Source organism: Sanguibacter sp. TS_SC_8, from assembly GCF_055361235.1.
Genome location: NZ_CM143955.1, coordinates 107,528 through 130,243, shown reverse-complemented (window position 1 = coordinate 130,243; position 22,716 = coordinate 107,528). Strand labels below are relative to the sequence as shown.

At 72.0% G+C, this 22,716-nt stretch carries 20 protein-coding genes and 1 riboswitch; of the genes, 12 read left to right on the top strand and 8 right to left on the bottom strand.

Features of this window, described 5'->3' with window-relative positions; all coding sequences use genetic code 11:
* Positions 1-7: 7 nt before the first annotated feature.
* From hrpA to ACWA15_RS00525, 4 genes are all read left to right on the top strand, one after another.
* Positions 8-4,624: an ATP-dependent RNA helicase HrpA gene (gene hrpA / locus ACWA15_RS00540; protein WP_464057264.1), complete on the top strand. Its 4,617-nt coding sequence runs from the start codon at positions 8-10 to the stop codon at positions 4,622-4,624.
* 163 nt (positions 4,625-4,787) lie between these two features.
* On the top strand, positions 4,788-5,501 hold the full coding sequence (locus tag ACWA15_RS00535; RefSeq protein WP_464057263.1) for a TetR/AcrR family transcriptional regulator: 714 nt from the start codon (positions 4,788-4,790) through the stop codon (positions 5,499-5,501).
* Entirely contained in the window at positions 5,498-5,956 is a 459-nt protein-coding gene (locus ACWA15_RS00530) for a hypothetical protein (RefSeq protein ID WP_464057262.1), read from the top strand. The genes ACWA15_RS00535 and ACWA15_RS00530 overlap by 4 nt, the downstream gene beginning before the upstream one ends.
* Before the next feature lie 36 nt (positions 5,957-5,992).
* A complete protein-coding gene (locus ACWA15_RS00525) occupies positions 5,993-6,943 on the top strand; it encodes an NAD-dependent epimerase/dehydratase family protein (RefSeq protein ID WP_464057261.1) in 951 nt (316 codons plus the stop codon).
* 142 nt (positions 6,944-7,085) lie between these two features.
* On the opposite strand, the gene ACWA15_RS00520 is transcribed toward ACWA15_RS00525, so the two are convergent.
* The 3 genes from ACWA15_RS00520 to ACWA15_RS00510 form a co-directional block, all read right to left on the bottom strand.
* The gene (locus ACWA15_RS00520) at positions 7,086-8,603 is read right to left on the bottom strand and encodes an amino acid permease (protein WP_464057260.1); all 1,518 of its coding nucleotides are present in this window, start codon (positions 8,601-8,603) and stop codon (positions 7,086-7,088) included.
* Positions 8,604-8,720: 117 nt separating this feature from the next.
* Positions 8,721-9,548: an aldo/keto reductase gene (locus tag ACWA15_RS00515; RefSeq protein ID WP_464057259.1), complete on the bottom strand. Its 828-nt coding sequence runs from the start codon at positions 9,546-9,548 to the stop codon at positions 8,721-8,723.
* Entirely contained in the window at positions 9,545-10,744 is a 1,200-nt protein-coding gene (locus tag ACWA15_RS00510) for an MFS transporter (RefSeq protein WP_464057258.1), read from the bottom strand. Before ACWA15_RS00510 ends, ACWA15_RS00515 begins: the two co-directional genes overlap by 4 nt.
* A 131-nt stretch (positions 10,745-10,875) precedes the next feature.
* Here ACWA15_RS00510 and ACWA15_RS00505 point away from each other — a divergent pair, with 131 nt between their 5' ends.
* Positions 10,876-11,361 (top strand): MarR family winged helix-turn-helix transcriptional regulator, encoded by a 486-nt coding sequence (locus tag ACWA15_RS00505; RefSeq protein ID WP_464057257.1) that lies wholly within the window; start codon positions 10,876-10,878, stop codon positions 11,359-11,361.
* An 8-nt stretch (positions 11,362-11,369) separates the two neighbouring features.
* Here the strand turns inward: ACWA15_RS00505 and ACWA15_RS00500 are convergent, their stop codons facing one another.
* The 4 genes from ACWA15_RS00500 to ACWA15_RS00485 form a co-directional block, all read right to left on the bottom strand.
* The gene (locus tag ACWA15_RS00500) at positions 11,370-12,167 is read right to left on the bottom strand and encodes an AAC(3) family N-acetyltransferase (RefSeq protein ID WP_464057256.1); all 798 of its coding nucleotides are present in this window, start codon (positions 12,165-12,167) and stop codon (positions 11,370-11,372) included.
* Between the two features lie 69 nt (positions 12,168-12,236).
* Positions 12,237-13,166 (bottom strand): ROK family protein, encoded by a 930-nt coding sequence (locus ACWA15_RS00495; RefSeq protein WP_464057255.1) that lies wholly within the window; start codon positions 13,164-13,166, stop codon positions 12,237-12,239.
* Positions 13,163-13,945, bottom strand: a complete 783-nt coding sequence (gene nagB / locus ACWA15_RS00490; protein ID WP_464057254.1) for a glucosamine-6-phosphate deaminase — start codon at positions 13,943-13,945, stop codon at positions 13,163-13,165. The genes ACWA15_RS00495 and nagB overlap by 4 nt, the downstream gene beginning before the upstream one ends.
* Positions 13,946-14,078: 133 nt before the next feature.
* On the bottom strand, positions 14,079-15,236 hold the full coding sequence (locus ACWA15_RS00485; RefSeq protein WP_464057253.1) for an ROK family protein: 1,158 nt from the start codon (positions 15,234-15,236) through the stop codon (positions 14,079-14,081).
* 87 nt (positions 15,237-15,323) lie between these two features.
* Between ACWA15_RS00485 and ACWA15_RS00480 the strand changes: the two genes are divergently transcribed.
* A complete protein-coding gene (locus ACWA15_RS00480; RefSeq protein WP_464057252.1) occupies positions 15,324-16,760 on the top strand; it encodes a family 20 glycosylhydrolase in 1,437 nt (478 codons plus the stop codon).
* An 80-nt stretch (positions 16,761-16,840) separates the two neighbouring features.
* Here ACWA15_RS00480 and nagA read toward each other — a convergent pair whose 3' ends face one another.
* Positions 16,841-18,001 (bottom strand): N-acetylglucosamine-6-phosphate deacetylase, encoded by a 1,161-nt coding sequence (gene nagA, locus ACWA15_RS00475; RefSeq protein ID WP_464057251.1) that lies wholly within the window; start codon positions 17,999-18,001, stop codon positions 16,841-16,843.
* 319 nt (positions 18,002-18,320) lie between these two features.
* Here nagA and ACWA15_RS00470 point away from each other — a divergent pair, with 319 nt between their 5' ends.
* The 6 genes from ACWA15_RS00470 (at position 18,321) to ACWA15_RS00445 (ending at position 22,714) form a co-directional block, all read left to right on the top strand.
* Complete coding sequence (locus tag ACWA15_RS00470; RefSeq protein WP_464057250.1) at positions 18,321-18,569, top strand: hypothetical protein; 249 nt, start codon at positions 18,321-18,323, stop codon at positions 18,567-18,569.
* A 34-nt stretch (positions 18,570-18,603) separates the two neighbouring features.
* The gene (locus ACWA15_RS00465; protein ID WP_464057249.1) at positions 18,604-19,500 is read left to right on the top strand and encodes a hypothetical protein; all 897 of its coding nucleotides are present in this window, start codon (positions 18,604-18,606) and stop codon (positions 19,498-19,500) included.
* Complete coding sequence (locus tag ACWA15_RS00460) at positions 19,484-19,756, top strand: hypothetical protein (RefSeq protein ID WP_464057248.1); 273 nt, start codon at positions 19,484-19,486, stop codon at positions 19,754-19,756. Before ACWA15_RS00465 ends, ACWA15_RS00460 begins: the two co-directional genes overlap by 17 nt.
* A gap of 82 nt (positions 19,757-19,838) precedes the next feature.
* Complete coding sequence (locus ACWA15_RS00455; protein ID WP_464057247.1) at positions 19,839-20,891, top strand: helix-turn-helix transcriptional regulator; 1,053 nt, start codon at positions 19,839-19,841, stop codon at positions 20,889-20,891.
* A 30-nt stretch (positions 20,892-20,921) separates the two neighbouring features.
* Entirely contained in the window at positions 20,922-21,455 is a 534-nt protein-coding gene (locus ACWA15_RS00450; protein ID WP_464057246.1) for a PH domain-containing protein, read from the top strand.
* 69 nt (positions 21,456-21,524) lie between these two features.
* A riboswitch (SAM riboswitch) is annotated at positions 21,525-21,629 on the top strand.
* Positions 21,630-21,634: 5 nt separating this feature from the next.
* Positions 21,635-22,714, top strand: coding sequence for a methylenetetrahydrofolate reductase (locus ACWA15_RS00445; RefSeq protein WP_464057245.1), 1,080 nt, complete (start codon positions 21,635-21,637; stop codon positions 22,712-22,714).
* The last annotated feature ends 2 nt before the right edge of the window (positions 22,715-22,716 follow it).

Sequence of the window (22,716 nt, the reverse complement as noted above, 5' to 3'; positions counted from 1 at the left end):
GTGGCTTGTGAGCACGGCACCGCAGAACCCCGATACAGGCAGCACCCCCACGGGACCAGAAGGTTCCGCGGGACCCGAGGGTTCGGCGCGCCCTGAGCGTCCGGCGCGCTCGGCGGGGCGCCGCCGCGGCGGACGTGGTGGCCGCGGCGGCGAACGCACCGGGGACACCGCTGACACCGGCGCCACGACCGGTCGTGGCCGGACCGAGCGCAGCAGGCCCGCGCGCACCACGACGGACCGCCGTCCCGCTCGCGCCCAGCCCAACCCCGCACGCCTCGCGCGGGCCGCCGCCGCGCGGGCCGCGGTCGTCGTGCCGCCCATCAGCTACCCCGAGCAGCTGCCGGTCTCGGCGCGCCGGGAGGACATCGCCGCGGCGATCCGCGACAACCAGGTGGTCATCGTCGCCGGTGAGACCGGCTCGGGGAAGACGACGCAGATCCCCAAGATCCTGCTCGACCTGGGCCGCGGGCGCGCCGGGCAGATCGGCCACACCCAGCCCCGGCGGATCGCGGCCCGCACGGTCGCCGAGCGGATCGCCGAGGAGGTCGGCACCCCGCTCGGGGAGATCGTCGGCTACCAGGTGCGGTTCACCGACACGTCCTCGGCGGACACCCTCGTCAAGGTCATGACGGACGGGATCCTGCTCGCCCAGATCCAGCGCGACCCCCAGCTCCTCGCCTACGACACGCTGATCATCGACGAGGCGCACGAGCGCAGCCTGAACATCGACTTCATCCTCGGCTACCTCACCCGGCTGCTGCCCGAGCGCCCGGACCTCAAGGTGATCATCACCTCCGCGACGATCGACTCCGCGCGCTTCGCCCGGCACTTCGCCCCCGGCGGTCCCGTCGACGACCCGGGCGAGGGCCAGCCCGACGACCGCCCGGTCGCACCGGTCATCGAGGTCTCCGGGCGCACCTTCCCGGTGGAGGTCCGCTACCGCCCCCTCACTCCCGAGGACGCCTCGGCGAAGAAGGGCGGCGAGCGGGACCTGATGACCGGGATCTGCGACGCGGTCGACGAGCTGTGCGCCGTCGGGCACGGGGACATCCTCGTGTTCCTCTCCGGCGAGCGGGAGATCCTCGACGCCGCCGACGCCCTGTCCGGGCACTTCGGCGCCCGGACCACGGACGCCCGCCGCCCCGACCACATCGAGATCATGCCGCTGTACGCGCGGCTGTCCGCCGCCGAGCAGCACCGCGTGTTCCAGTCCCACCCGGGCCGGCGGGTGGTGCTGGCGACCAACGTCGCCGAGACCTCGCTCACCGTGCCGGGCATCCGCTACGTCGTCGACCCCGGCACCGCGCGCATCTCGCGCTACTCCAAGGCGACCAAGGTGCAGCGCCTGCCGATCGAGCCGATCGCCCAGGCGAGCGCCAACCAGCGCTCCGGGCGGTGCGGGCGCGTGGCCGACGGCGTCGCGATCCGCCTGTACTCCGAGGACGACTTCCTCTCCCGGCCGGAGTTCACCGAGCCGGAGATCTTGCGCACCTCCCTCGCCTCGGTCCTGCTGCAGATGATCTCGGTCGGGGTGGTGAGCTCCCCCGGCGACATGGGCCGCTTCCCCTTTGTCGAGGCCCCCGACACCCGCGCCGTCCGCGACGGCGTCCAGCTGCTCACCGAGCTCGGCGCGCTGGAGCCCGCGAAGGCGCGGGCCGGCGAGCCCGACGGCGGTGGCACCCGGCTGACCGAGACCGGCCGGGCCCTGGCCCAGCTGCCGATGGACCCGCGCCTGGCCCGGATGATCGTCGAGGGCGGCAAACGCCACGCCGCCCGCGAGGTGATGATCATCGCCGCGGCCCTGTCCATCCAGGACCCGCGCGAGCGGCCCACCGAGTTCCGCGCGCAAGCCGACCAGCAGCATGCGCGCTTCACCGACCCGACGTCGGACTTCCTCAGCTACCTCAACCTCTGGGAGTACGCCCGCGCCCAGCAGCGGGACCTGTCCTCCTCGGCGTTCCGGCGGCTGTGCCGGTCGGAGTACCTGAACTTCCTGCGGATCCGGGAGTGGCAGGACGTCGTCGGGCAGCTGCGGGAGATGGCCAAGCCGCTGGGCATCGTCATGAACGCGCCCGCCCCGCGGACGGCGGGGGACTCCGGGTCGGGGTCCGGGTCAGGCAACACGGTCGGCGCCGCCGCCGGCGTCGACTCCAGGGACGACCTCGACCTGCGCCAGACGTGGGACGGGGACACGATCCACCGGTCGCTGCTCGCCGGGCTGCTGTCCCAGATCGGCATGCAGGAGGCCACCGAGGTCAAGGCGTCGTCGGTCAAAGGCCGCGAGAGCGCGAGCGACCGCCGGGCGAAGAAGTTCGCCCGCAACGAGTACCTCGGGGCCCGCGGCGCGCGCTTCGCGATCTTCCCCGGCTCGGGCCTGGCCAAGAAGCCACCGGTGTGGATCATGGCCGGTGAGCTCGTGGAGACGAGCCGGCTGTGGGGCCGCGACGTCGCCAGGATCCAGCCGGAGTGGGCCGAGGAGCTCGCCGAGCACCTGGTCAAGCGCACGTACTCCGAGCCGCACTGGTCCACCAAGCAGGGCGCCGCGCAGGCGATCGAGAAGGTGCTGCTCTACGGCGTGCCGATCGTGACCGACCGCACGGTCCTCTACTCCAAGGTCAACCCCGAGGAGGCCCGCGAGCTGTTCATCCGCCACGCCCTCGTCCAGGGCGAGTGGACCACCCACCACCACTTCTTCGCCGAGAACCGCCGCCTGCTCGCCGAGGCCGCCGAGCTTGAGGCCCGGTCGCGTCAGCGTGGCCTGGTCATCGACGACGACGCGCTCTTCGCCTTCTACGACGAGCGGGTGCCCGCCTCGGTGGTCTCCGCCCGGCACTTCGACCAGTGGTGGAAGACCGCCCACCGCGACCAGCCCGAGCTGCTCACCTTCACCGCCGAGCTGCTCGTCCCCGAAGGCGTGGACGTCTCGGCCGAGGACTTCCCCCAGGAGTGGGTGCAGGGCGACCTCACGCTCCCGCTCACCTACCAGTTCCAGCCGGGCACCGACGCGGACGGCGTGACCGTCCACGTGCCCATCTCGGTGCTCAACCGCCTCGTCCCGGACGGCTTCGACTGGATGGTCCCGGGCCTGCTCGAGGAGCTGACCACGGCGAGCATCCGGTCCCTGCCCAAGCCGGTGCGGGTCCAGCTCGTGCCGGCCCCGGACGTGGCCCGCGGCGTCGTCGCCTGGCTCCGGGAGAACACCCCCGACTGGCAGGACATCACCCGCGCCGGTGACATGGCCGAGTCCTTCGAGTCCGCCTTCAGCCAGGCGGTCCGCGCGCTGCGCGGGGTGGACATCCCCCCCGAGGCGTGGGACCGCGAGAAGCTGCCCGCCCACCTGCGGATGACCTTCCGGGTCTTCGAGGAGCGTGGGGGCCGGGCCGGGTCCGGGCCCCGCGGGGAGGTCGTGCTCGACGAGTCCAAGGACCTCGTCGCGCTCCAGCGCCGCCTGGCGACCCAGTCCCAGGCCGCCGTGCGCTCGGCGGTCAAGAGCGCCGTCGGCACCGCGCTGCGCGAGGCCCAGGCCGCTGCGGCGGCGTCCGCCACGGCTGCGGGCTCCTCCGGCGGCCCCACCGGCACCGGCAGCTCCGCGGGCGGCGGGGTCGTCCATTCTGCTCCAGGTCGTCCATCTGGACAGACGACCTCGCACCAAACAGACGACCTCGGCGCCCAGGGTGGACCGGCGGGCTCGGGCGGGCCCGCCACCACCGGCGTCACCCTGGCCGAGACCGGTCCGCTGACCACCTGGCCCAGCCCGCCGGCCACCCTGCCCGACGGCGTGCTGCCCGCCCAGGTCGACTCCCCCGGCCCGGGGGGCATGGTCGTGCGCGGCTACCCGGCGCTGGTCGAGGAACGGGCCGGGGCGCAGATCACCGTCGCGCTGCGGATCCTCGCCGACGCCGCGCGGCAGGAACCCGAGCACACCCGGGGCGTGCGCCGGCTGCTGCTCACCGAGACCGCCATGCAGGCCTCCCGGGTCACCTCCCGGTGGTCCGGCACCCAGTCGCTCACGCTCGCGGCCAGCCCGTACAAGAACACCGCGGCGCTGGTCGCCGACCTTCAGCTGGCAGCTGTCATCAGCCTCACCCCCGGTGCCGCGGCGATCCGGGACCTGGCTGCGTACGTCGCGGCCCGGACGGCCGTGAAGGGGAGGCTCGAGGACCAGGTGCATGCCGTCGTCGGGCACGTGGTCGCCGCGCTCACCGCGGCGCGCACCCTGGACGGGGAGATCCGGTCGGCGAACTCGCTCGCGCTGCTCAACACCCTGGCCGACATCCGCGACCACGTGAGCGGGCTCGTCTACGACGGGTTTATCTCGGCGACCCCGCCCGCCCAGCTGCCGCACCTCGTGCGGTACCTGCGCGCGGCGTCGTACCGGCTGGAGAAGGCGGCGGGCAGCCCGAACCGGGACGCCGAGCTGGCCTGGCGGGTGCACGACGTCGAAGAGGTCTACGACAAGGCCCGCGCGGCGTACGCGGCCGGCCGGCCGGATCCCGCACGGGCGACCGCTCTGGCCGAGGCGCGCTGGATGATCGAGGAGCTCCGGGTGAGCCTCTTCGCCCAGCAGCTCGGCACGAACGGCCCGGTCAGCGAGAAGCGGATCCGCAAGCTCCTCGAGCCCTGACCCCTCCCCTGCCTCCCCTGAGTGCGGCCGTCTGGCTGGACATACCGGACGTCGGGCAGCCATCTGCCCGCACTCAGCGGGGTGGGGTGGGCGACGAGCGCTCTTGAACATGTTCGAGAGCGAGGCTACGGTTCAGTTGAACACGTTCAACTGAGGAGTCGGCATGGCGGAGCGAGGCACCGAGACACGCGAGCGGCTCGTCGAGACGGCCCTGCGCCTCTTCCGCACGGAGGGCTTCCACGCCACGACCATGCGCCGGATCGCGAGCGAGGCCGGCGTCTCCCTGGGCAACGCGTACTACTACTTCGACAGCAAGGACGACCTCGTCCACGAGCTCTATCTCAGCGTGCAGCGCGAGCACCGTTCGCGGGCCCTGCCGTTGTTGCGCGAGGGCGCCCCGCTGGCGGCGAACCTGCGCGTCGTCCTGCACACCGGTCTCGACGCGATGGACGGCTACCACGACTTCGGATCGACCTTCGTCCAGATCGCCCTCCCGACCTCATCCCGGACCAGCCCGTTCTCCCAGGAGTCGAGCGAGGCAAGGGACTTGGCGACGAGCCTTCTGGCCCACGCAGTCCTGCTCTCCCAGGGGCGCCCACCCCAAGCCCTCGCGGACCGCCTGCCCATGCTGCTGTGGTTCTCCTACCTCGGTGTCACCCTCCATTGGGTCACCGACTCCTCCCCTCGTCAGGTACGCACGCGCCGCCTCGTCGACGGCCTCGCACCGATCATCGGCAAGGCGGTGGGACTCGCCCGGCTCCCCGTGGCACGCGGCCTGGTCGACGACGTCCTTCGGCTCATGACCACGGTCGGCGCCCCGACCGGCGGGGACGACAAGGACGCGGATGGTCCCGACGGGAATCGGCCACCACGGTGACGCAGTTCTTCGCACTACCGCTCGTCCTGCGGTGGAGCCTGGTCTGCGCGTTCCTGCCCAGCGCCTTGTGGGCGGTGCTCATCGCCGTCGGGGTGTTCGCGGCCGGACTGGAGGCGGCGGTCCAGGCGATCGGCTACCTCTTCTTGATGATCGTCGTCATGGGAGTGCCGGGCGCCGTCCTCGGGCTGGCCGTGGGCTGCGGCGACCTGACCCTCGGGCGGTACGTCGAGCGGAACCGGCGCCGGCGGCGAGCGGTAGCTGTCGCCACGGGTGCGATGAGCGCTGCTCTGACGCTGGTGTCCTTCCTGCTCCAGCTGTTTCTCTCCTCAGGCCTGTCAGCCCTGGCATGGTTCGTCACGAGCGCAGCCTTCGCGGCCGTGCCGGCAGCGATCTGCTGGCGCAGGTACGTGAGATTCGCGGCTTCGGCTGCGTCGGACGAGATCGCCGGGGCGTAAAGTCTGCGCTCGGAGCCGGGCAAGAAGCTGGAGGGGATGCGCGTGCGGGCGGTGCTGCTGGGCGGGACCGGGGCGATCGGTGGGGCGACGGCCGCACGGCTGGTCGCCGCCGGATGGAGCGTCGACGTGACCGGGCGCGACCCGTCCTCGATGCCCGCCAAGCTGACCGCCGCCGGTGTGCGCTTCCACCGGGCCGAGCGCAGCGACACCTCGGCGGTGGCCACGCTCGTGGCTGACGGCGCGGACCTGCTCGTGGACCTGCTCGCCTACCGAGCCTCCGACGTCCGCGCGCTGCTGCCGGTGATGGCTTCCGTGGCGAGCACCGTGCTCATCTCGAGCAGAGCCGTCTATCTCGACCCCTTCGGTCACCACATCAACAGCGAGACACCACCGCGGTTCACCGTCCCGATCGGCGAGGGCACATCGACGCTCCCGCCGGCGGGGGACGACGTCGACCCGTTCAGCCGGGAGGGTTACGCGCCGTCGAAGGTCGCTGCGGAGCGCGCCGCACTGGACAGCGGGCTCCCCGTCACGGTCATCCGCCCGTCCAAGGTCCACGGACGCTGGGCCCGCAACGCGCGCACGCGGCCGATCGTGGAGGCGATGCTCCGTGGCGACGCCCGGATCGAGCTCGCCGGGCGCGGTGCGTCGATCGACCACCTCACCGCGGCCGCCAACACCGCCGCGCTCATCGAGACCGTCGCCGCGCACCCCGGCCGGCGCATCCTCAACACGGCCGATCCGGACGCGCCCACCGCGGAGCACATCGTCCGGGCGATCGGGGAGCGGCTGGGCTGGACCGGCACCCTCGACCTGCTCGACGACGCCGGCGACCCCGAGCGGGGCGCGCACCCCTGGCAGTCCGCGCACCCGATCGTGCTCGACACGAGCGCCGCCGCGCGTCTCGGGTACGTCCCGGAGGGCAGCGCCCTCGAGCTGCTCGCAGAGGAGGTCGACTGGCTGGCCGGGCATGGCCGACCCCGGTAGCAGCCCACCGCGCGTCTCGATCCTGGGTCCACCGGGCGAGCGACCGGCGCCGCGAACGCTGAGTGCGGCCAGATGGCTGCCCAAACCGGACATCCGGCAGCCGTTTGACCGCACTCAGCGTCGGGATCGCTCGGCTTGGCGGTCAGGGGGCGGGGGTCGGAGGGGTCTGCGCGTCCGGGACGGTGGCGCGGCCGGTGTGGAGCTGGCTGGCGCGGTAGGAGTAGGAGAGGTAGATGGCCGTGCCGAGGACCAGCCAGGCACCGAACCGCAGCCAGGTGAGGGTGGTGAGGTTGGTCATGAGCCACAGGCAGGCGACCCCGGCCACGATCGGCAGCACCGGGGACCACGGCACCCGGAAGCCGCGCGGCAGGTCCGGGCGGCTGCGGCGCAGGATCGGGATGCCGAAGCTCACGAGCACGAAGGCCGACAGCGTCCCGATGTTGATCATCTCCTCGAGCAGCTCGACCTGAGCGAGGCCGGCGATGAGCGCGACGACCACGCCGGCGCCGATCTGCAGCCGGGCCGGGGTGTGGAAGCGGGGCGACGTCTTGGACAACCCGCGAGGGAGCAGTCCGTCCCGGCTCATCGCGAAGACGATCCGGGTGAGGCCGAGCAGCAGCACCATGATCACCGAGGTCAGACCGAGCAGGATGCCGATCGAGATGACCTTCCCGGCCCAGTCCGCTCCGACGAGCACGAAGGCCGTGGTGAGCGACGGGCTGTCGGAGGCCGCGAGCTCCCGGAAGGAGACCATCCCGGTGACAACGACGGTGACGAGGATGTAGAGGACGGTGACGACCGCGAGCCCGCCGAGGATCCCGCGCGGCAGCGCCTTCTGGGGGTTCTTGGTCTCCTCGGCCGTGGTCGCCACGACGTCGAAGCCGATGAAGGCAAAGAAGACCAGCGCCGCGCCGGAGAGCACCCCGACCATGCCGTAGGCGGTCGGTTCCATCCCGGACAGGAACGCGAAGAGCGGCTGGTGCAGGCCGGAGGCGCTCTCCGCCGGTTCGGCCGGCGGGATGAACGGGGTGAAGTTCTCGGCCTTGACGTAGAAGAAGCCGACGACGATGACGAAGAGCGTGATGCTCACCTTGAGGATCGTCAGCACCGCGTTGACCCGCGAGCTGAGCTTCGTCCCGATCACCAGCAGGACCGTGAACACCCCGACGATGAACACCGGGCCCCAGTCGATCGCGACCGGGCCGACCTGGATCGTGGAGGGGACGTCGATGCCGAACAGGCCGAAGGCGTCCGAGAGGTACACGCCCCAGAACTTCGCGATCACCGCCGAGGCCAGCAGCATCTCCAGGATGAGGTCCCAGCCGATGATCCAGGCCACGAACTCCCCCATCGTGGCGTAGGAGAAGGTGTAGGCGGACCCGGCGATGGGCAGCGTCGAGGCGAACTCGGCGTAGCACATGATCGCCAGCGCACACACGACCGAGGCGATGATGAACGACAGGATGACACCGGGCCCGGCATAGTTGGCGGCCGCTGTCGCACCGACCGAGAAGATCCCCGCACCGACCGCGACGGCGACCCCCATCACCGCCAGGTCCAACGCGGTGAGGTCGCGTTTGAGGGACCGCTCTGGGTCCGTCGTCGAGGCCAGCGCCTCTTCGACGCTCTTGCGGCGGAAGATGCTCTTGCCGTTGGTCATGCCACATCATCGTCGACGCCGTCGGTGGCAGTCAACGAGCGACCACCGGGTTTAGTTCCCGCGAGACCTGTCGGCCACCGCCGGCGGGGCGCTCCGTCGAGGCGCCCAGCGCCATGGTCAGCCGTTGAACGTGTCCGGGTCCGGCCCGATGCGCCCGCCCGCGTCGAGCCCGTCGATCTGGGCCATCTCGGCGGTGGTCAGCTCGAAGTCGAAGACCTCGGCGTTCGCCGCGATCCGGGCCGGGGTGGCGGACTTCGGGATGACGACGGTGCCGTGCTGCAGGTGCCAGCGCAGCACGGCCTGGGCCGGGCTCACGTCGTGCGCCTCGGCGACCGCCTCCACGACCGGGTCCGTCAGGACGGTGCCCTGACCGAGCGGGCTCCACGCCTGCGTGACGATCCCACGCTCGGTGTGCCAGGCCCGAAGGTCGCGCTGCTGGAAGGCGGGGTGCAGCTCGACCTGGTTGATCGCCGGCATCACACCGGTCTCTGCGAGCCGGGCGAGGTGCGCGGGCTGGAAGTTGGAGACACCCACCTCACGGACGAGTCCGGCGTCGCGCAGCGCGACGAGCTCCTCCCACGCCTCGACGTACCGGCCGAGGCCGGGCGCCGGCCAGTGGATGAGGAAGAGGTCGAGCCGGTCGAGCCCGAGCCGGTCCAGGCTCGCTTCGAGGGCCGGGCGCACCGCGGCACGCTCGAGGCTGTCGATCCACAGCTTGCTCGTGACGAACACGTCGTCGCGGGAGAGGCTGGACTCGGCCAGCGCGCGTCCGACACCGGCCTCGTTCCCGTAGGCGGAGGCCGTGTCGACGGCGCGGTACCCGGCGTCGAGGGCGAGGCCGACGGCCTCGGTGGTCTCGGCGTCGGGCACCTGGTAGACGCCGAACCCCAGCTGAGGGATGGCCGTGGTGGCAGAGAGGGCGACGGTGGGGACGGTGAGGGTCATGAGATTCCTTGCGTGGTGAGGACGGGGGTCAGGGACGGTGCGGTGGCACGGCGGTCGAGGACCGACGCGACGGTCAGGGTGAGGAGGGCGGCGACGGTCATCGCGGCCCCGGCCCAGAGCGGTGAGACGTAGCCCAGGCCCGCGCCGATCGTCAGGCCGCCGATCCAGGCGCCGAGGGCGTTGCCGATGTTGAAGGCGCCGATGTTCGCGGCCGAGGCCATGGTCGGGGCCTGGGCGGCGTGGCTCATGATGCGGAGCTGGAGGCCGGGGACCGTCGCGAAGCCGAAGGCCCCCATGAGGAACAGCGACACGACGGTCATGACCTGGCTGCCCGCGGTGAGGGCGAAGACGCCCAGCACGACAGTCAGCGCGACGAAGATGACCGACAGCGCAGGGATGAGCGCCCGATCGGCGGCCTTGCCACCGAGCAGGTTGCCCACGAACAGCCCGGCGCCGAAGACGACCAGCAGCCACGGGACGGAGGCCGAGGTGAAACCGCTCACCTCGGTGAGCGTGTAGGCGATGTAGGTGAAGGCACCGAACATGCCGCCGAAGCCGAGGATGGTGACGAGGATGGACCACCACACCTGCGGCGATCGGAACGCGCCGAGCTCGGTGCGCAGGCGCGGGGGCGCCTCGCCCGCGGCGCGGGTGGTCGCCGGGACGAGCGCGACGATCCCGGCGAGGGCGATCACGCCGATGACGGTGATCGCCCAGAAGGTCGAGCGCCAGCCCAGGTGCTGTCCGAGGAAGGTCCCGAACGGCACGCCCAGGACGTTGGCGGTGGTGAGGCCGGCGAACATCATGGCGATCGCCGCCGCCCGGCGCTCCGGGGCCACCATGTCCGCCGCGACGACCGCGCCGATGCCGAAGAAGGCGCCGTGGCACAGGGCCGCGAGGACCCGCCCGGCGAGCAGCAGCTCATAGGTCCCGGCGAGCGCGGAGAGCAGGTTGCCCGCGATGAACAGCACCATGAGGCCGACGAGCACCCGTTTGCGGTCGAAGCGCAGGACGGCGGCGGTCAGGCCGATCGCGCCGACCGCGACGGCGAGGGCGTAGCCGGAGATGAGGTAGCCGGCGACCGGCTCGGAGACGCCGAACTCGGCGGCGATCTCGGGTAGGAGACCCATGATGACGAACTCGGTGAGCCCGATGCCGAAGCCCCCGGCGGCGAGGGCGAGCAGTCCAAGAGGCATGCGGGGACCCCATTCTGTGCGTGTGCAACTATCGGCGCGCACACTAGTTGCGCGCGCTTGCTAAATAGTTGCACACGCGGGTAGTTGCTGCAAGCCCTATACTGGAGGGACCACGCACCAAGGAGAGACACATGGGAATCGCCGACGACGCCGTCGAGATCCGGGCTCAGGGCTGGCGCACGCTCGCCGCCCTGCACGGGATCATCGACACGACGCTCGAACGCGCGCTGCAGGGCCAGCACGACCTGTCCGTGGTCGAGTACACGGTCCTCGACGCGCTGTCCCGCCAGCACGGCTGGCACATGCGCATGCAGCAGCTCGCCCGCACCGCCGCGCTCAGCGCGAGCGCCACGACCCGCCTGGTCACCCGGCTCGAGCAGCGTGGGCTGCTCACCCGCATCCTGTGCCAGGACGACCGCCGCGGCATCTACACCGAGCTCACCCCGGCGGGTGAGGCGCTGCTGCGTGCGGCGCGCCCCACGCACGACGCGGCCCTCGCCGAGGCGCTCAGCCACGCCGGTCAGATCCCCGAGGTGGCCCCGCTCGTCGACGCGCTGCACGACCTCCCGTCCGCCGCACTCCAAGACGCCGCGCTCCAGGACGTCACCGCCGGCTGAGCGGCCACCTACCGGCGGTGGGCGGCCATCCACTCCCCAGCGAAGTCCACGAGCTCGCGCACCGGGACGAGCACGGCGTCGGCGTCGCCGACCCGGCCGCGGGCGGCCGGCAGACCGGAGGCCAGGTACGCCTCGCCGAGCGCGACGAAGTCGTGGTCGAGCAGGTCGAGCTCCTCCCACTCGAGCCACACGCGAGCGCCGTCGCGCAGGACCGGGCCGCCGCCCGCGACCCGTCGCCGACCGGGGTACTCGGTCCGCTCCTCCGCGAGGTGCAGCGCGGTGCACTTGTCGAAGCCCACCCCGAGCAGCAGCACCTGCGCGCCGAGGTCGTGGAGCGCCCGCATGGGCGACCGCTCCCCCGACGCGCTGTCGACCTCGTGCACGGCGGTGACCTGCGTGGCCCTCGGGCCGAGGGCGGCGATCGACCGCTGGGGGTGGTCGCTGCGCAGGGCTCCGGGCAGGGTCCGGAAGAGCTCGGCGACCGCGCCCATCGTCCGGGTCGGTGTGCGCGCCGGGTCGTAGGCCGGGAGGTTCTCGCGGATCGTCGGGTACCAGGCGAGCGGTACGCCCGGATCGGCCAGGACTGCTGGGTCGCACAGCTGCCACGACTGCGCCGGCATGACGAGCGTCCCCGCCGGGCCGACGGCGTCGCGCAGCGCGTCGATCACGGTGACCTCACCGCCGACCACCCAGCCCAGACGGGACAGCGCCGTGTGCACCATGACGGTGCTCCCGGCCTCGACGCCGAGGGCAGTGAGGTCGGCGAGCAGGTCCGGGCGGGTGACGGGGCGCGCGGGTGCGGTCATGGCCGAACGCTATCGGCCCTGGGCGCGCGCCACCAGGGGGCGCCGAGACTGGCGCCACCCGCGGAACCGTCAGGCGACCCGGGTCTCGAGCTCCCGGAAGGTCGCCAGCGCGCACCCGAGCACACCGGCCCGCTGGCCCAGCTGCGCGGTGACGATCTCGGGGACCGACGCCACCCGGGCCAGCACCTCGAGGCGTGCGCGCAGCGGGACGACGAGCGCGTCGCCGGCCGCAGAGAGACCGCCGCCGAGGACGAGACGCGTCGGCGACAGCAGCGTGACGACGCCCAGCAGGCCGTGCGCGAGCCAGCCGATCGCGTCGGACCAGACCTGGTCGGCGCGCGGGTCGGCGCCCAGCGCGGTCACGACGTCGAGGGAGGTCGCCCCGGGTCGCCCGACGGCGCGGGCATAGGCAGCGCCGATCGCGCGGGCCGAGCAGTACATCTCCAGGCAGCCCACCTGGCCGCACGGGCAGGGCAGCCCGCCGGCGACGACCGGCACGTGCCCGAGCTCCCCGGCCTGGTGCAGCCCGCCCTGGATCGCGACGCCGCCGCAGACGAGGGTCGCAGCGATCCCGGTCCCGATGAACACGGCCACCAGGTCGTCGGTCCCTCGGCCGGCGCCGAGGCGGTGCTCGGCGAGCCCGGCGACGGTGACGTCGTGGTGGAGGTGGACCGGCAGGCCGACCGTGGCGCTCAGCCGCTCCCCGACCGGTGTGTCGATCCAGCCGAGGTTGCTGGCCAGTCGCACGACCCCGGTCCCCCGCTCGACGATCCCGGGAACCCCCAGCCCCACCGCACGGACCCGGACCCGGTCGCTCGGGTCGAGGCCGGCCAGGAGCTGACCGCAGAGCCGCTCGATCGTCGTGAGCGTGGCCTCGCCGTCGCCGTAGGGCGTGGGCAGGCTCGCGCTGGCCAGCGGGCGGCCCAGACGCTCGTCGAGCACCTCGCCGCGGGCGTTCGTGCCGCCGATGTCGAGGGCGAGGATGAGGGTGTCGTTCACAACCCCTGCCAGGCGGGCTTGTGCTCGTAGGCGTAGCGGTAGTAGGCGTCGAACGTGAGGGCGGAGGCCGCCGCCTCGTCGAGCAGCACGGTGGCGTGCGGGTGCAGCTGCAGGACCGAGCCGGGGCACGATGCGCTGACCGGCCCCTCGACCATGGCCGCCACGACGTCCGCCTTGTTCGCCCCCGTGGCCACGAGCACGAGGTGCCGGGCCTCGAGGATGGTTCCCAGCCCTTGTGTGATCACGTGGTAGGGCACGTCCTCGACGCTGTCGAAGAACCGCGCGTTGTCGTCCCGGGTCTGCTCCGTCAGCGTCTTGAGGCGGGTGCGAGAAGCGAGCGAGGAGCCGGGCTCGTTGAACGCGATGTGCCCGTCGGTCCCGATCCCGAGCAGCTGGAGGTCGACCCCGCCCGCCGCCGCGATGGCGGCGTCGTACCGGGTCCCTGCGGTCGCGACGTCGGCAGCTGACCCGTCGGGGCTCAGCACGTGGTCGTCGGAGATGTCGACGAGGCCGGTGAACTCACGGCGGATGACCTCGCGGTAGGACTCCGGGTGGCCCGGGGGCAGGCCGACGTACTCGTCCAGCAGGAACGCCCGGACATGGGCGAAGCTCAGGCCGTCCTCGGTGTGGCGGCGCACCAGCTCGCGGTAGACCGGGAGCGGCGAGGACCCGGTGGCGAGCCCGAGGATCGGGGCGTCGCTCGAGCGGAGGAGCCGCTCGACCGATTCCGCGACCGCCGCCGCGATGTCCTCTGCGGTCTGCAGGATCACGATCTCCATGGGGACTCCTTCTGGTGAGCACGCGCGGCGCGCTCGGCGTCGATCCGACCGCACGGTCGGGATCACTGGTCTGAGGTGGGTGCTCGGCGGGCGCGTGGTCCCGCTCGTCGTCAGCCGCTCGATGTCACCGCGGTCATGACAGCCCGAGCTCCTGGTCGAGGACGTGGGCGGCCGCCCCGGCGAGGACGCCGTCGTGCCCGAGGGCGGACATCCGCAACCGGACGTGCTCGTCACCGAACGGTCGGGTCAGGGCCAGCACGGTCGACTCGGCGGCCTGCAGCAACGGACCGTTGAGCAGCTCGTCGGGTCCGGACAGCACGACGTCGCGCAGGCCCAGCGCCTGGGTGATCGGGGCGAGGATCGTGCCCAGCTGCCGGCCGGCGGTGGCGAGGACCCCCGCGGCCTCGGCCTCGTTCAGGCCCTGGATCTTGGCGCGCAGGCGCGGCACCGCGAGCAGCGACTCAAGGCAGCCGCGCCGTCCGCAGGAACACTCAGGCCCGTCGGCCAGCACGTTCACGTGCCCGATCTCCCCCGCCGTGCCGTCCGGACCGCGCAGCAGCGAGCCGTCGAGGAGGATGCCCGCGCCCACACCGTGGCCGATCTCCACGAGGAGCAGGCCCGAGCCGGACCCCTCCCCGAAGGTGTCCTCGGCGAGCGCGGCGGTGTCGGCGTCGTTGGCGACATGGGTGGGGTGGCCCAGCGCCTCCTCGAGCTCGCTGCGCAGGTCGACGTTGGTCCAGCCGAGGTTGGGTGCGCGGCGCACCACGCCGTCGACCGTGACGACCCCGGGGGTGCCCACGCCGATCCCCAGGACCCGCCCGGGCGACGTCTTGACCAGGTGCTTCGCCAGAGCGATCGTCTTGTCGATGGCGGCCTGCCCGGTCGCACCGTCGCGGTCGACCTGGGTGGTCTTGACCCGGGACCCGGCGAGGTCGACGAGCGCGCCCCGCAGGACGACGTCGTCGGAGAGGTCGAGGCACACGACGAAGCCGCCGCTGACGTTGACGCCGACGAGCGTGGCGGGCTTGCCCATGTGAGTTCCGGGGCGGACCCCGAGCTCGATGATGAGCCCGCTCTCCAGGAGGTCGGCGACGACGTCGGACACCGTGACGCGGGCGAGGCCGGTGAGGCGCGCGAGGTCGGCACGGCTGACCGGGCCGCCGTCGAACAGGTACTGCAGGACGAGGGCACGATGGTGGATCCGTGCGTCCGACGGTAGGATCTTGCCCGCTGTCGAGCCGGTGCGTGCCGAGGAGCGACGCACATCTGCAGGGGCTACGTTGCGTGCCATATAATAAGTACACCTTACATACTTAGTCGCTGTCAATCGTTCCGTGCGCACCCCGTGCCTGTCGACAGGCGCTCAAAGGAGAGCATAATGTCCATCCCCCTGCTGCCCGCCCCTCAGACCATCACCCGTTCCTCCGGGGTCGTGTCCCCGCTCCGAGCTACGGACGTCGAGGCGCTCGTCACCTCGCTCCGGCCCTGGGCCCCGCGTGCCGCCGACCTCGCGGCCCGCATCACCGTGCCAGCGACACCGGTGGCGCAGGTGGCGCCGGTGGCGCCGACCACTCCCCCGCAGGTCAGCGCCCTGCTCGACGAGACGCTCCCGCGTGAGGGCTACACCCTCACCCTGTCGCCGCAGCGGTGGACGCTGCACGCCAGCGACGAGGACGGAGCATTCTGGGCCGTGCAGACCCTGACTCAGCTGGTCCGCGACGGCGAGGTGCCCGTCGTCGAGATCGCCGACCACCCGGCCTACCCGGTGCGTGGGGTCATGCTCGACATCAGCCGGTTCTTCTTCGGTCCCCGCGACCTCAGGACGGTCGTCGACCTCGCCTCTGCCTACAAGATGAACGTGCTGCACCTGCACCTCTCCGACGATCAGGGCTGGCGCCTGGAGATCGAGAACCGCCCGCTGCTCACCGAGCTGGCCTCTGGGAACGACGTCGGCGGCGGCACCGGTGGGTTCCTCACCATCGCCGAGTACGAGGACCTCCAGGACTACGCACAGTCCCGCCACGTGACGGTCGTCCCGGAGATCGACCTGCCCGGGCACAGCCATGCGGCACAGGTCGCCTACCCGGAGATCAGCCCGGACGGCGAGACCCGTGAGCCCTACCTGGGCACCGAGGTCGGCTTCAGCGCGCTGCACCTGACCTCCGCCGCCGCGTGGGACTTCGTGGACGACGTCGTGGCCTCGGTCTCCAAGCACACCCGCGGGGAGTACATCCACCTCGGTGGTGACGAGTCCCTGACCCTGAGCGACGAGGAGTACCGGGCGTACATGCAGCGCCTCGCCAAGGTTGGAGCGAAGCACGGCAAGAAGCTGACCTTCTGGCAGGAGGCCTCCGTCGCCGACCTCCCCGCCGGCACCCGCCTGCAGTTCTGGAACCCGGTGATCGAGACCGAGCACCTGGCAGCGGTGGCCCGGGACCAGGACGTGACGTTCATCGCCTCCCCCGCCACCCGCGCCTACCTCGACCAGAAGTACACGGCCGACTTCCCCCTCGGCCTGGACTGGGCTCGCCTCATCGACATCGAGGACGCCTACGACTGGGACCCCGTCGCCGAGCTCCCCGGCATCCCGGCGGAGTCGATCGTCGGCGTCGAGGCATGCCTGTGGGCCGAGACCCTCAGGTCCTTCGACGACATCACGATGCTCATGCTGCCGCGTCTGCCCGCGCTCGCCTCGGTCGCCTGGGGGTCCGCGAAGGACTTCCCCACCTTCGCGGCGGCCCTGGCGCAGCACGGCCGGTGGTGGGCCTCGGAGGGGCTGTCCTTCTACCGGTCGGAAGCCATCACCTGGGCCTGACCGACGAGCGCCGGACGGACGAAGGGCCCGGAAGCCGCACGGCTTCCGGGCCCCTCGTCGCTGCTGGCCCGCCTGGTCGCTCAGACCAGGCGTTCACCCGAACGGAACACGCCCTGGACCGTCACCGACTCGTCGAGCAGCACGACGTCGGCGCGCGCTCCAGGTTCGAGGTTGCCCACGTCGGTGCGCCTCAGCACCGCGGCCGGGGTGGTGGTGACCGCCGCGAGCGCGTCCTCGAAGGGGACTCCGGCGACGGTGGTGGCGTACCGCAGCGCCACGTCGAGGGTGAGCGTGCTGCCCGCGATCGCGCCACCCTCGCGGAGCCGGGCCACCCCGGCGACCACGTCGACGAGGAGCCCGCCGAGCAGGTACTCGCCATCCTCGGCCCCCGCTGCCGCCATGGCGTCGGTCACCAGCACGGTCCGCCCCACGCCCGCCGAGCGAGCCGCATGCTCGACCGTCAGGGGGTGCAGGTGCGCTCCGTCGGCGACGAGCTCGACCACCACGCGCGGGTCCTCGAGCAGGGCCAGGACCGGACCGGGCTGACGGTGATGGATCGGCAGCATCGCGTTGAACAGGTGCGTGGCCAGGGTGACCCCGGCGTCGACCGAGGCGGTGGCGGTGGCCGCGTCGGCGTCGGTGTGCCCGATCGCCGCGATCGCGCCGTGGCCGACGATGCGCCGCACGGCGTCGAGCCCGCCGGTCAGCTCGGGCGCGATGGTGACGACCTTGACCGCGCCGGGGCGTGCGCCGAGCAGGTGGTCGATGTCCTCGATGGTGGGTTCGCGCAGCAGGTCCGGGTCGTGGGCGCCGCGGTGCGCGGGGCTCAGCCAGGGGCCCTCGAGGTGGATGCCCGCGAGGTCTCCCGCCTCGACGAGATCGGCCAGCCCCTCCACGGCCACCCGCAGCGTGTCCATCGTCCCCGTGACCAGGCTGGCGATCATCGTCGTCGTCCCATGGGCGCGGTGGGTGGCGATCACCCGGTAGGCGTCGTCCACGAGCGAGGAGGGCGCGCCGAAGGCCGCGCCGCCGCCGCCGTGGGAGTGGATGTCGACAAACCCGGGAACCACCCGGTGGCCGGTTGCGTCCACGCGGGGGAGGTCGCTCCAGCCCGGACCCACCTCGCCCTCGCCGACTCCGGCGACCAGCCCGGACTCGACGGCCACCCAGCCCTCTCGCAGGACCCGCTGGCCGGTGTGCACGGTTCCACCGGTGATGACATACGCCTCTGTGTTGGTCACGCGATCACTCTAGCGATGCGTCCGCCCTTGGCGCATCGCGCCGTCCGAGCGGGTGCACACACCGGTCGCGCTGCACGTCACGGCACTGCACCGTCCCGCAACGACGGGGAAGAACAGGACGTGGCAGGAAGATGCCACGCGCCGTCCGGGGGCGCCGGCGGCTCTGCTGGGCGCGCCGTGCGGCCAGTTCCGAACCTCAGTCGGACACGTCACTTGATGCCACCGGCAAACGCTGTCCAGCGTCGCCCGGCGCCCCGGATCATTGACCTCAGCAGGGGAGACGCCCCGGCAGCAGAACCACCAGCGCTAGGAGATTCTGATGAACACGATCCTCCGATCTGCAGCTGCACGAACGGCAGGTATCGCCTCTGCAGCGATGCTCGCCACCGGTCTGGTCCTGACTGCTGGGACCGCCGCCTCGGCCCAGGCACCCGCTCCGCGCGTGGTGGCGACCCCGGTCGTCACCCCTGCGGGGACCGTCCTCATCGGGACGAGCCCAGTGAAGAAGCCCATCGGGACACAGCCCGGAATGGCCCACCCGCTGAACGGGAGTGCATGGCAGGACTGACCGGCACGTCCGCTCGACCTGAAAGGTGCAGATCATGGGCACAGTCAGCACGATGCGGCCGCGTCAGACGTCCGACGTTGACTGGTGGTTCGGGCGGCTGGGGACCGGGGGGTCACAGCCGCGCGACACCGTCATCACCGATGTGATCGGGCCTCTTGTGCAAGAGGCCCGGTCACAGGGGCTCCTCCGGTGGAGGTTCACCTGGCACCAGACCTCGACGACGACCTCGCTGATGCTGGCGCTGCTCGGCACCGCACGTGTGGGTCAGCTGCTCCCCACGAGCTGGACCACGGCAGAGGACCGATCGGACACCCTTGTGTCCTGGCCGCAGGGGGGCCAGGAGACAGGGGCGTCCTCCTCGGACCTCGCCGCATCCTTCGAAGAGCTGGGCTGCGACCTCGCGGTCTGGGCCTCCCGGACGCTCTCCCGGGAGACGACCCGTGCCGCCCTCGGCGCACTGCTCCTGCACGACGCCGCCCACGCGCTGATGAGCTGGCCGGCCGGGCTCGCCGACACCGACCACCGGACCAGCAGCTGGAGAGAGTACTGGGACCGCCACGAGGCCACCTGGGGGCACCGCGACGACGCGGTCGCCCCGACGCTCCTGGCCCTCGACCTCCGCGCCCCAGAGATCTACTCCCTCGAGCCGCTCGTCGCCACCCTGAGCGCGGACCCGGTGTCGACCGGGTGGCGCACCCGGTGGTCTCGCGGTCTGGAGCACCTCCTCACCCGATCGCAGGAGCTCGACCTCCCCAGCTCCCCGACCCGGCTCGCCCTCATCCACTCCCACCTCCTCCTCAACCGCCTCGGCTTTCTGCCGCACGAGGAGTCCCGGCTCGGCGAGGTCGCCCGGTCGTTCCACCCCGGAGGCAGCCTCTGCCTGGGGGCGCTCTCACCGACAGGAGGTGAAATCCATGAACACTCTCACTGACGAGATCCTCGACCTGGCCGAACAGCTCGAGGCCGCGGTCAGCCTGGACGGGGTCCTCAACGAGTCCGCCATCGCGAGCGCGCTCGACGTGCCGCGCGCGGCGGCCTTGTCCCAGATCCGGCGTCTCGTCGCCGACGGGGCGATCCGCCCCTTCGAGCAGACGTGTTCCTACGTGCTGACCACGGAGGCCTGCGAGGGGCTGCGTAACAGGTGGGCCCGTTCCTGGGCGCTAGCCGTGTGGCCTGCGGATTCGTAGGTTCCCTCGGCCTCCACGACGTTCCGGCGACCGGGCGATGAGCTAGGCTCGATCGCACCGTCGTACAGCCGAAGGGGACGCCATGTCAGCAGCTGACGACCCGCGCGACCGGGTGTCGGGTGAGACTGCGATGCACCTCGGGCTCAGCGCCACCGCCCGCGAGGTCTATCTGTACACCGCCTCGAACCCGGGCCTCGATCGAGAGGCCGCCCGCGAGCGCCTGGGCCTGCCCTTCGACGAGGTCGACAGCGCGCTGGCCGCCCTCGAGGCAGCGCGGCTCATCCGGAGGACGTCCGGCGACCTGTCCTCCACCCACCCCTCCTGGGTCGCCGTGGCCCCCGAGCTGGCTGCCACGAGCCTGCTGGCCGAGCACGAGGAGCAGGTCGCCCGGCTGAGCCTGGGCATCGCCGAGAGCAGGGCTCAATACCTGGCCCTGCTCCCCGGCTACCTCGACTCCCGCGCGGGCAGCTACTCCGACGCCGGCATCGAGGTGATCGAGACCGGTGAGGAGGTCAACACCGCCCTGTCCCGGATCATCCGCGAGACCCAGCGGCAGTGCTGGTGCGCGCACCCGGGCAACGGGCTCAACCCCGAGAACGTGCGCACGTCCTGGAAGAACGACCAGGAGATGATGGCGCGCGGGGTCGAGCTGAGGTCGATCCTCCAGCACAGCACACGGACCCAGCTCGGCGCCCAGCGGTACGCCGCCCTCGCCATCCCGGCCGGCGCCAAGATCCGCACCATCCCGCTCGTCCCTGCACGCACGCTGATCTACGACGGGGAGCTCGCCTTCCTCAGCCGTTTCGTCGAGGGCCGGCCCAAGGGCGCTCTGCTGATCCGTGACCCCGACCTCGTGGGGTACCTCATCCAGATCTACGAGGCGACCTGGTCGCTCGCGCAGGACTTCCCCATCGACGTCGAACCGGCCGGGTCGGACGCGGTCCTCGACGACACCTCCCGGGCTGTCCTGGCACTGCTCGCCGCAGGGCACAAGGACGAGGTCATCGCCCGGCGGCTGGGGTGCAGCGTGCGCACCGCCCGGCGGCACGTCTCGGCGATCATGGAGACCCTCGAGGCGGAGAGCCGTTTCCAGGCGGGTGTGCGCGCCGCGCAGGCCGGCTGGTTGGGCACCTAGCTCCCGAGGCCGTGTGGCAGGATGCTGGCCATGGGAATCCAGAGCACGCTCGGCGAGGGCGAGTACGTCGTCCTCAGCCTCCGCACGCACGTCAAGGCCCTCTTCGTGGCCATCCTCGTGCTCGTGGTGACCGTCGTCGCCGGCGCGATCCTGGCGCTCCTGGCGCCGGAGGGCTCCGCCCAGCCGTGGCTGCGCTGGGCGATCCTCGGTGTGGCCCTCGTGGTCATCACGCTGTGGGGCTTCATGCCGTTCCTGCGCTGGGTCACCTCCAGCTACACGGTGACGAACCGCCGCCTCATCACCCGCAGCGGGATCATCACGCGCACCGGCCGCGACATCCCGCTCTACCGGATCAACGACGTGACCTACGAGAAGGACCTGCTCGACCGGATCCTCGGCTGCGGCACGATCATCATCTCCGACGCGACCGAGAAGGCCGGCGTGGTGCTGCACGACGTCCCGCGCGTGGAGAAGGTCCAGGTCCAGCTGCACGAGCTGCTCTTCAACGCCGACGACGGCTCCGACGACGGCGAGTTTCCCCCCACCGAGCCCCGCCGCCGCTGACCCGCGGGCAGATCCATCTCATTCCTCGAGAACGTCTAGACCGCCTGCTGGATGCCCTCTAGGGTGGAACAACCATCCAGAGCGGTTGAGAGTCCTGGCTCGTCGACACCGCAGCAACCCCCCACAATGGAAGCCTCCTGAGGGTGCGGGTGCTAACGCCAGGTCCGATGGAGAGACCCATGACGGCTTCCGACGTACCGACGACCCCGGCGCTTCCCCCAGCGCCCCCGGCCGAGCAGGCTGGCGCGCCCACGCACATCCGCTCACCCTCGAACCAACGACCGACGATCTCCTTCGAGCTCATGCCCCCGCGCAACCCCGCGGCGGCGCCGAAGTTCTGGGGCACGGTCGACCGCCTCATCGCCGCACGCCCCGACTTCGTCTCGGTGACCTACGGGGCGGCCGGCGGTGACCGGGACACCGCCCGCACGGTGATCAGCCGGATCCTCGAGCACACACCCGTGCTCCCGATCGCCCATCTGACCTGCGTCGGCGCCTCCCGGGAGAACGTCGCCGAGGTCATCGACGAGTTCCTCGCCGAGGGGGTCCGCAGCTTTCTCGCACTGCGCGGGGACCCCCCCAAGGACCAGCCGGACTGGGCACCGCCTCCCGGCGGCGTGCACTCCAGCGACGAGCTCGTCGCCCTGCTCCGCGAGGTGGAAGCCACCCGGTGCGCCGCCAGCCCCTCGACCGCGCTGCGCTCGGCGGCCCGTCCGCTGACCATCGCCGTCGCGACCTTCCCGAGCGGAAACCTGGCCGCTGGGACCACCCGCGCCCAGGAGGTCCAGCGCCTGCTGGAGAAGCAGCAGGCCGGCGCGGACTTCGCGATCACCCAGATCTTCTACGAGCCCGAGACCTACATCGACTTCGTCGCCGACGCCCGACGCGCCGGCGTGACGCTCCCCATCCTCGCGGGCCTGCTCCCGATGACCGACCCGGCCCGCCTCGCGCGGGTCGAGGCGCTCACCGGGGTCCCCGCGCCGTCCGCCCTCGTCCGCGACCTCGAGTCGATCACGGACCCGGCCGCACGCCACACGCTCGGCATCGCCGCCTCGGTCGACCTTGCCGCCGCCGTCCTCGCAGCCGGAGCCCCGGGCCTGCACATCTCCACCTTCAACAAGCACGAAGCCGCACTTGACCTGCTCGAGGGCGTACACCTCGGCGGCGGACCAGCTCACCCGGACACCTCCGGAGCTGGTTCGGACCTGGCCAGCGGGCCGTGGGTCGGCGCATCCCAACCAACCATCGCACTGACCTAAGG

Excerpts from the sequence above, each read along its gene's own strand:
- ACWA15_RS00535 (WP_464057263.1), top strand. The coding sequence starts at position 4,788 with ATGGCGGAGCGAGGCACCGAGACACGCGAGCGGCTCGTCGAGACGGCC.
- ACWA15_RS00525 (WP_464057261.1), top strand. The coding sequence starts at position 5,993 with ATGCGCGTGCGGGCGGTGCTGCTGGGCGGGACCGGGGCGATCGGTGGG.
- ACWA15_RS00520 (WP_464057260.1), bottom strand. The coding sequence starts at position 8,603 with ATGACCAACGGCAAGAGCATCTTCCGCCGCAAGAGCGTCGAAGAGGCG.
- ACWA15_RS00515 (WP_464057259.1), bottom strand. The coding sequence starts at position 9,548 with ATGACCCTCACCGTCCCCACCGTCGCCCTCTCTGCCACCACGGCCATC.
- ACWA15_RS00510 (WP_464057258.1), bottom strand. The coding sequence starts at position 10,744 with ATGCCTCTTGGACTGCTCGCCCTCGCCGCCGGGGGCTTCGGCATCGGG.
- ACWA15_RS00505 (WP_464057257.1), top strand. The coding sequence starts at position 10,876 with ATGGGAATCGCCGACGACGCCGTCGAGATCCGGGCTCAGGGCTGGCGC.
- ACWA15_RS00500 (WP_464057256.1), bottom strand. The coding sequence starts at position 12,167 with ATGACCGCACCCGCGCGCCCCGTCACCCGCCCGGACCTGCTCGCCGAC.
- nagB (WP_464057254.1), bottom strand. The coding sequence starts at position 13,945 with ATGGAGATCGTGATCCTGCAGACCGCAGAGGACATCGCGGCGGCGGTC.
- ACWA15_RS00485 (WP_464057253.1), bottom strand. The coding sequence starts at position 15,236 with ATGGCACGCAACGTAGCCCCTGCAGATGTGCGTCGCTCCTCGGCACGC.
- ACWA15_RS00480 (WP_464057252.1), top strand. The coding sequence starts at position 15,324 with ATGTCCATCCCCCTGCTGCCCGCCCCTCAGACCATCACCCGTTCCTCC.
- ACWA15_RS00470 (WP_464057250.1), top strand. The coding sequence starts at position 18,321 with ATGAACACGATCCTCCGATCTGCAGCTGCACGAACGGCAGGTATCGCC.
- ACWA15_RS00465 (WP_464057249.1), top strand. The coding sequence starts at position 18,604 with ATGGGCACAGTCAGCACGATGCGGCCGCGTCAGACGTCCGACGTTGAC.
- ACWA15_RS00460 (WP_464057248.1), top strand. The coding sequence starts at position 19,484 with ATGAACACTCTCACTGACGAGATCCTCGACCTGGCCGAACAGCTCGAG.
- ACWA15_RS00455 (WP_464057247.1), top strand. The coding sequence starts at position 19,839 with ATGTCAGCAGCTGACGACCCGCGCGACCGGGTGTCGGGTGAGACTGCG.
- ACWA15_RS00450 (WP_464057246.1), top strand. The coding sequence starts at position 20,922 with ATGGGAATCCAGAGCACGCTCGGCGAGGGCGAGTACGTCGTCCTCAGC.
- ACWA15_RS00445 (WP_464057245.1), top strand. The coding sequence starts at position 21,635 with ATGACGGCTTCCGACGTACCGACGACCCCGGCGCTTCCCCCAGCGCCC.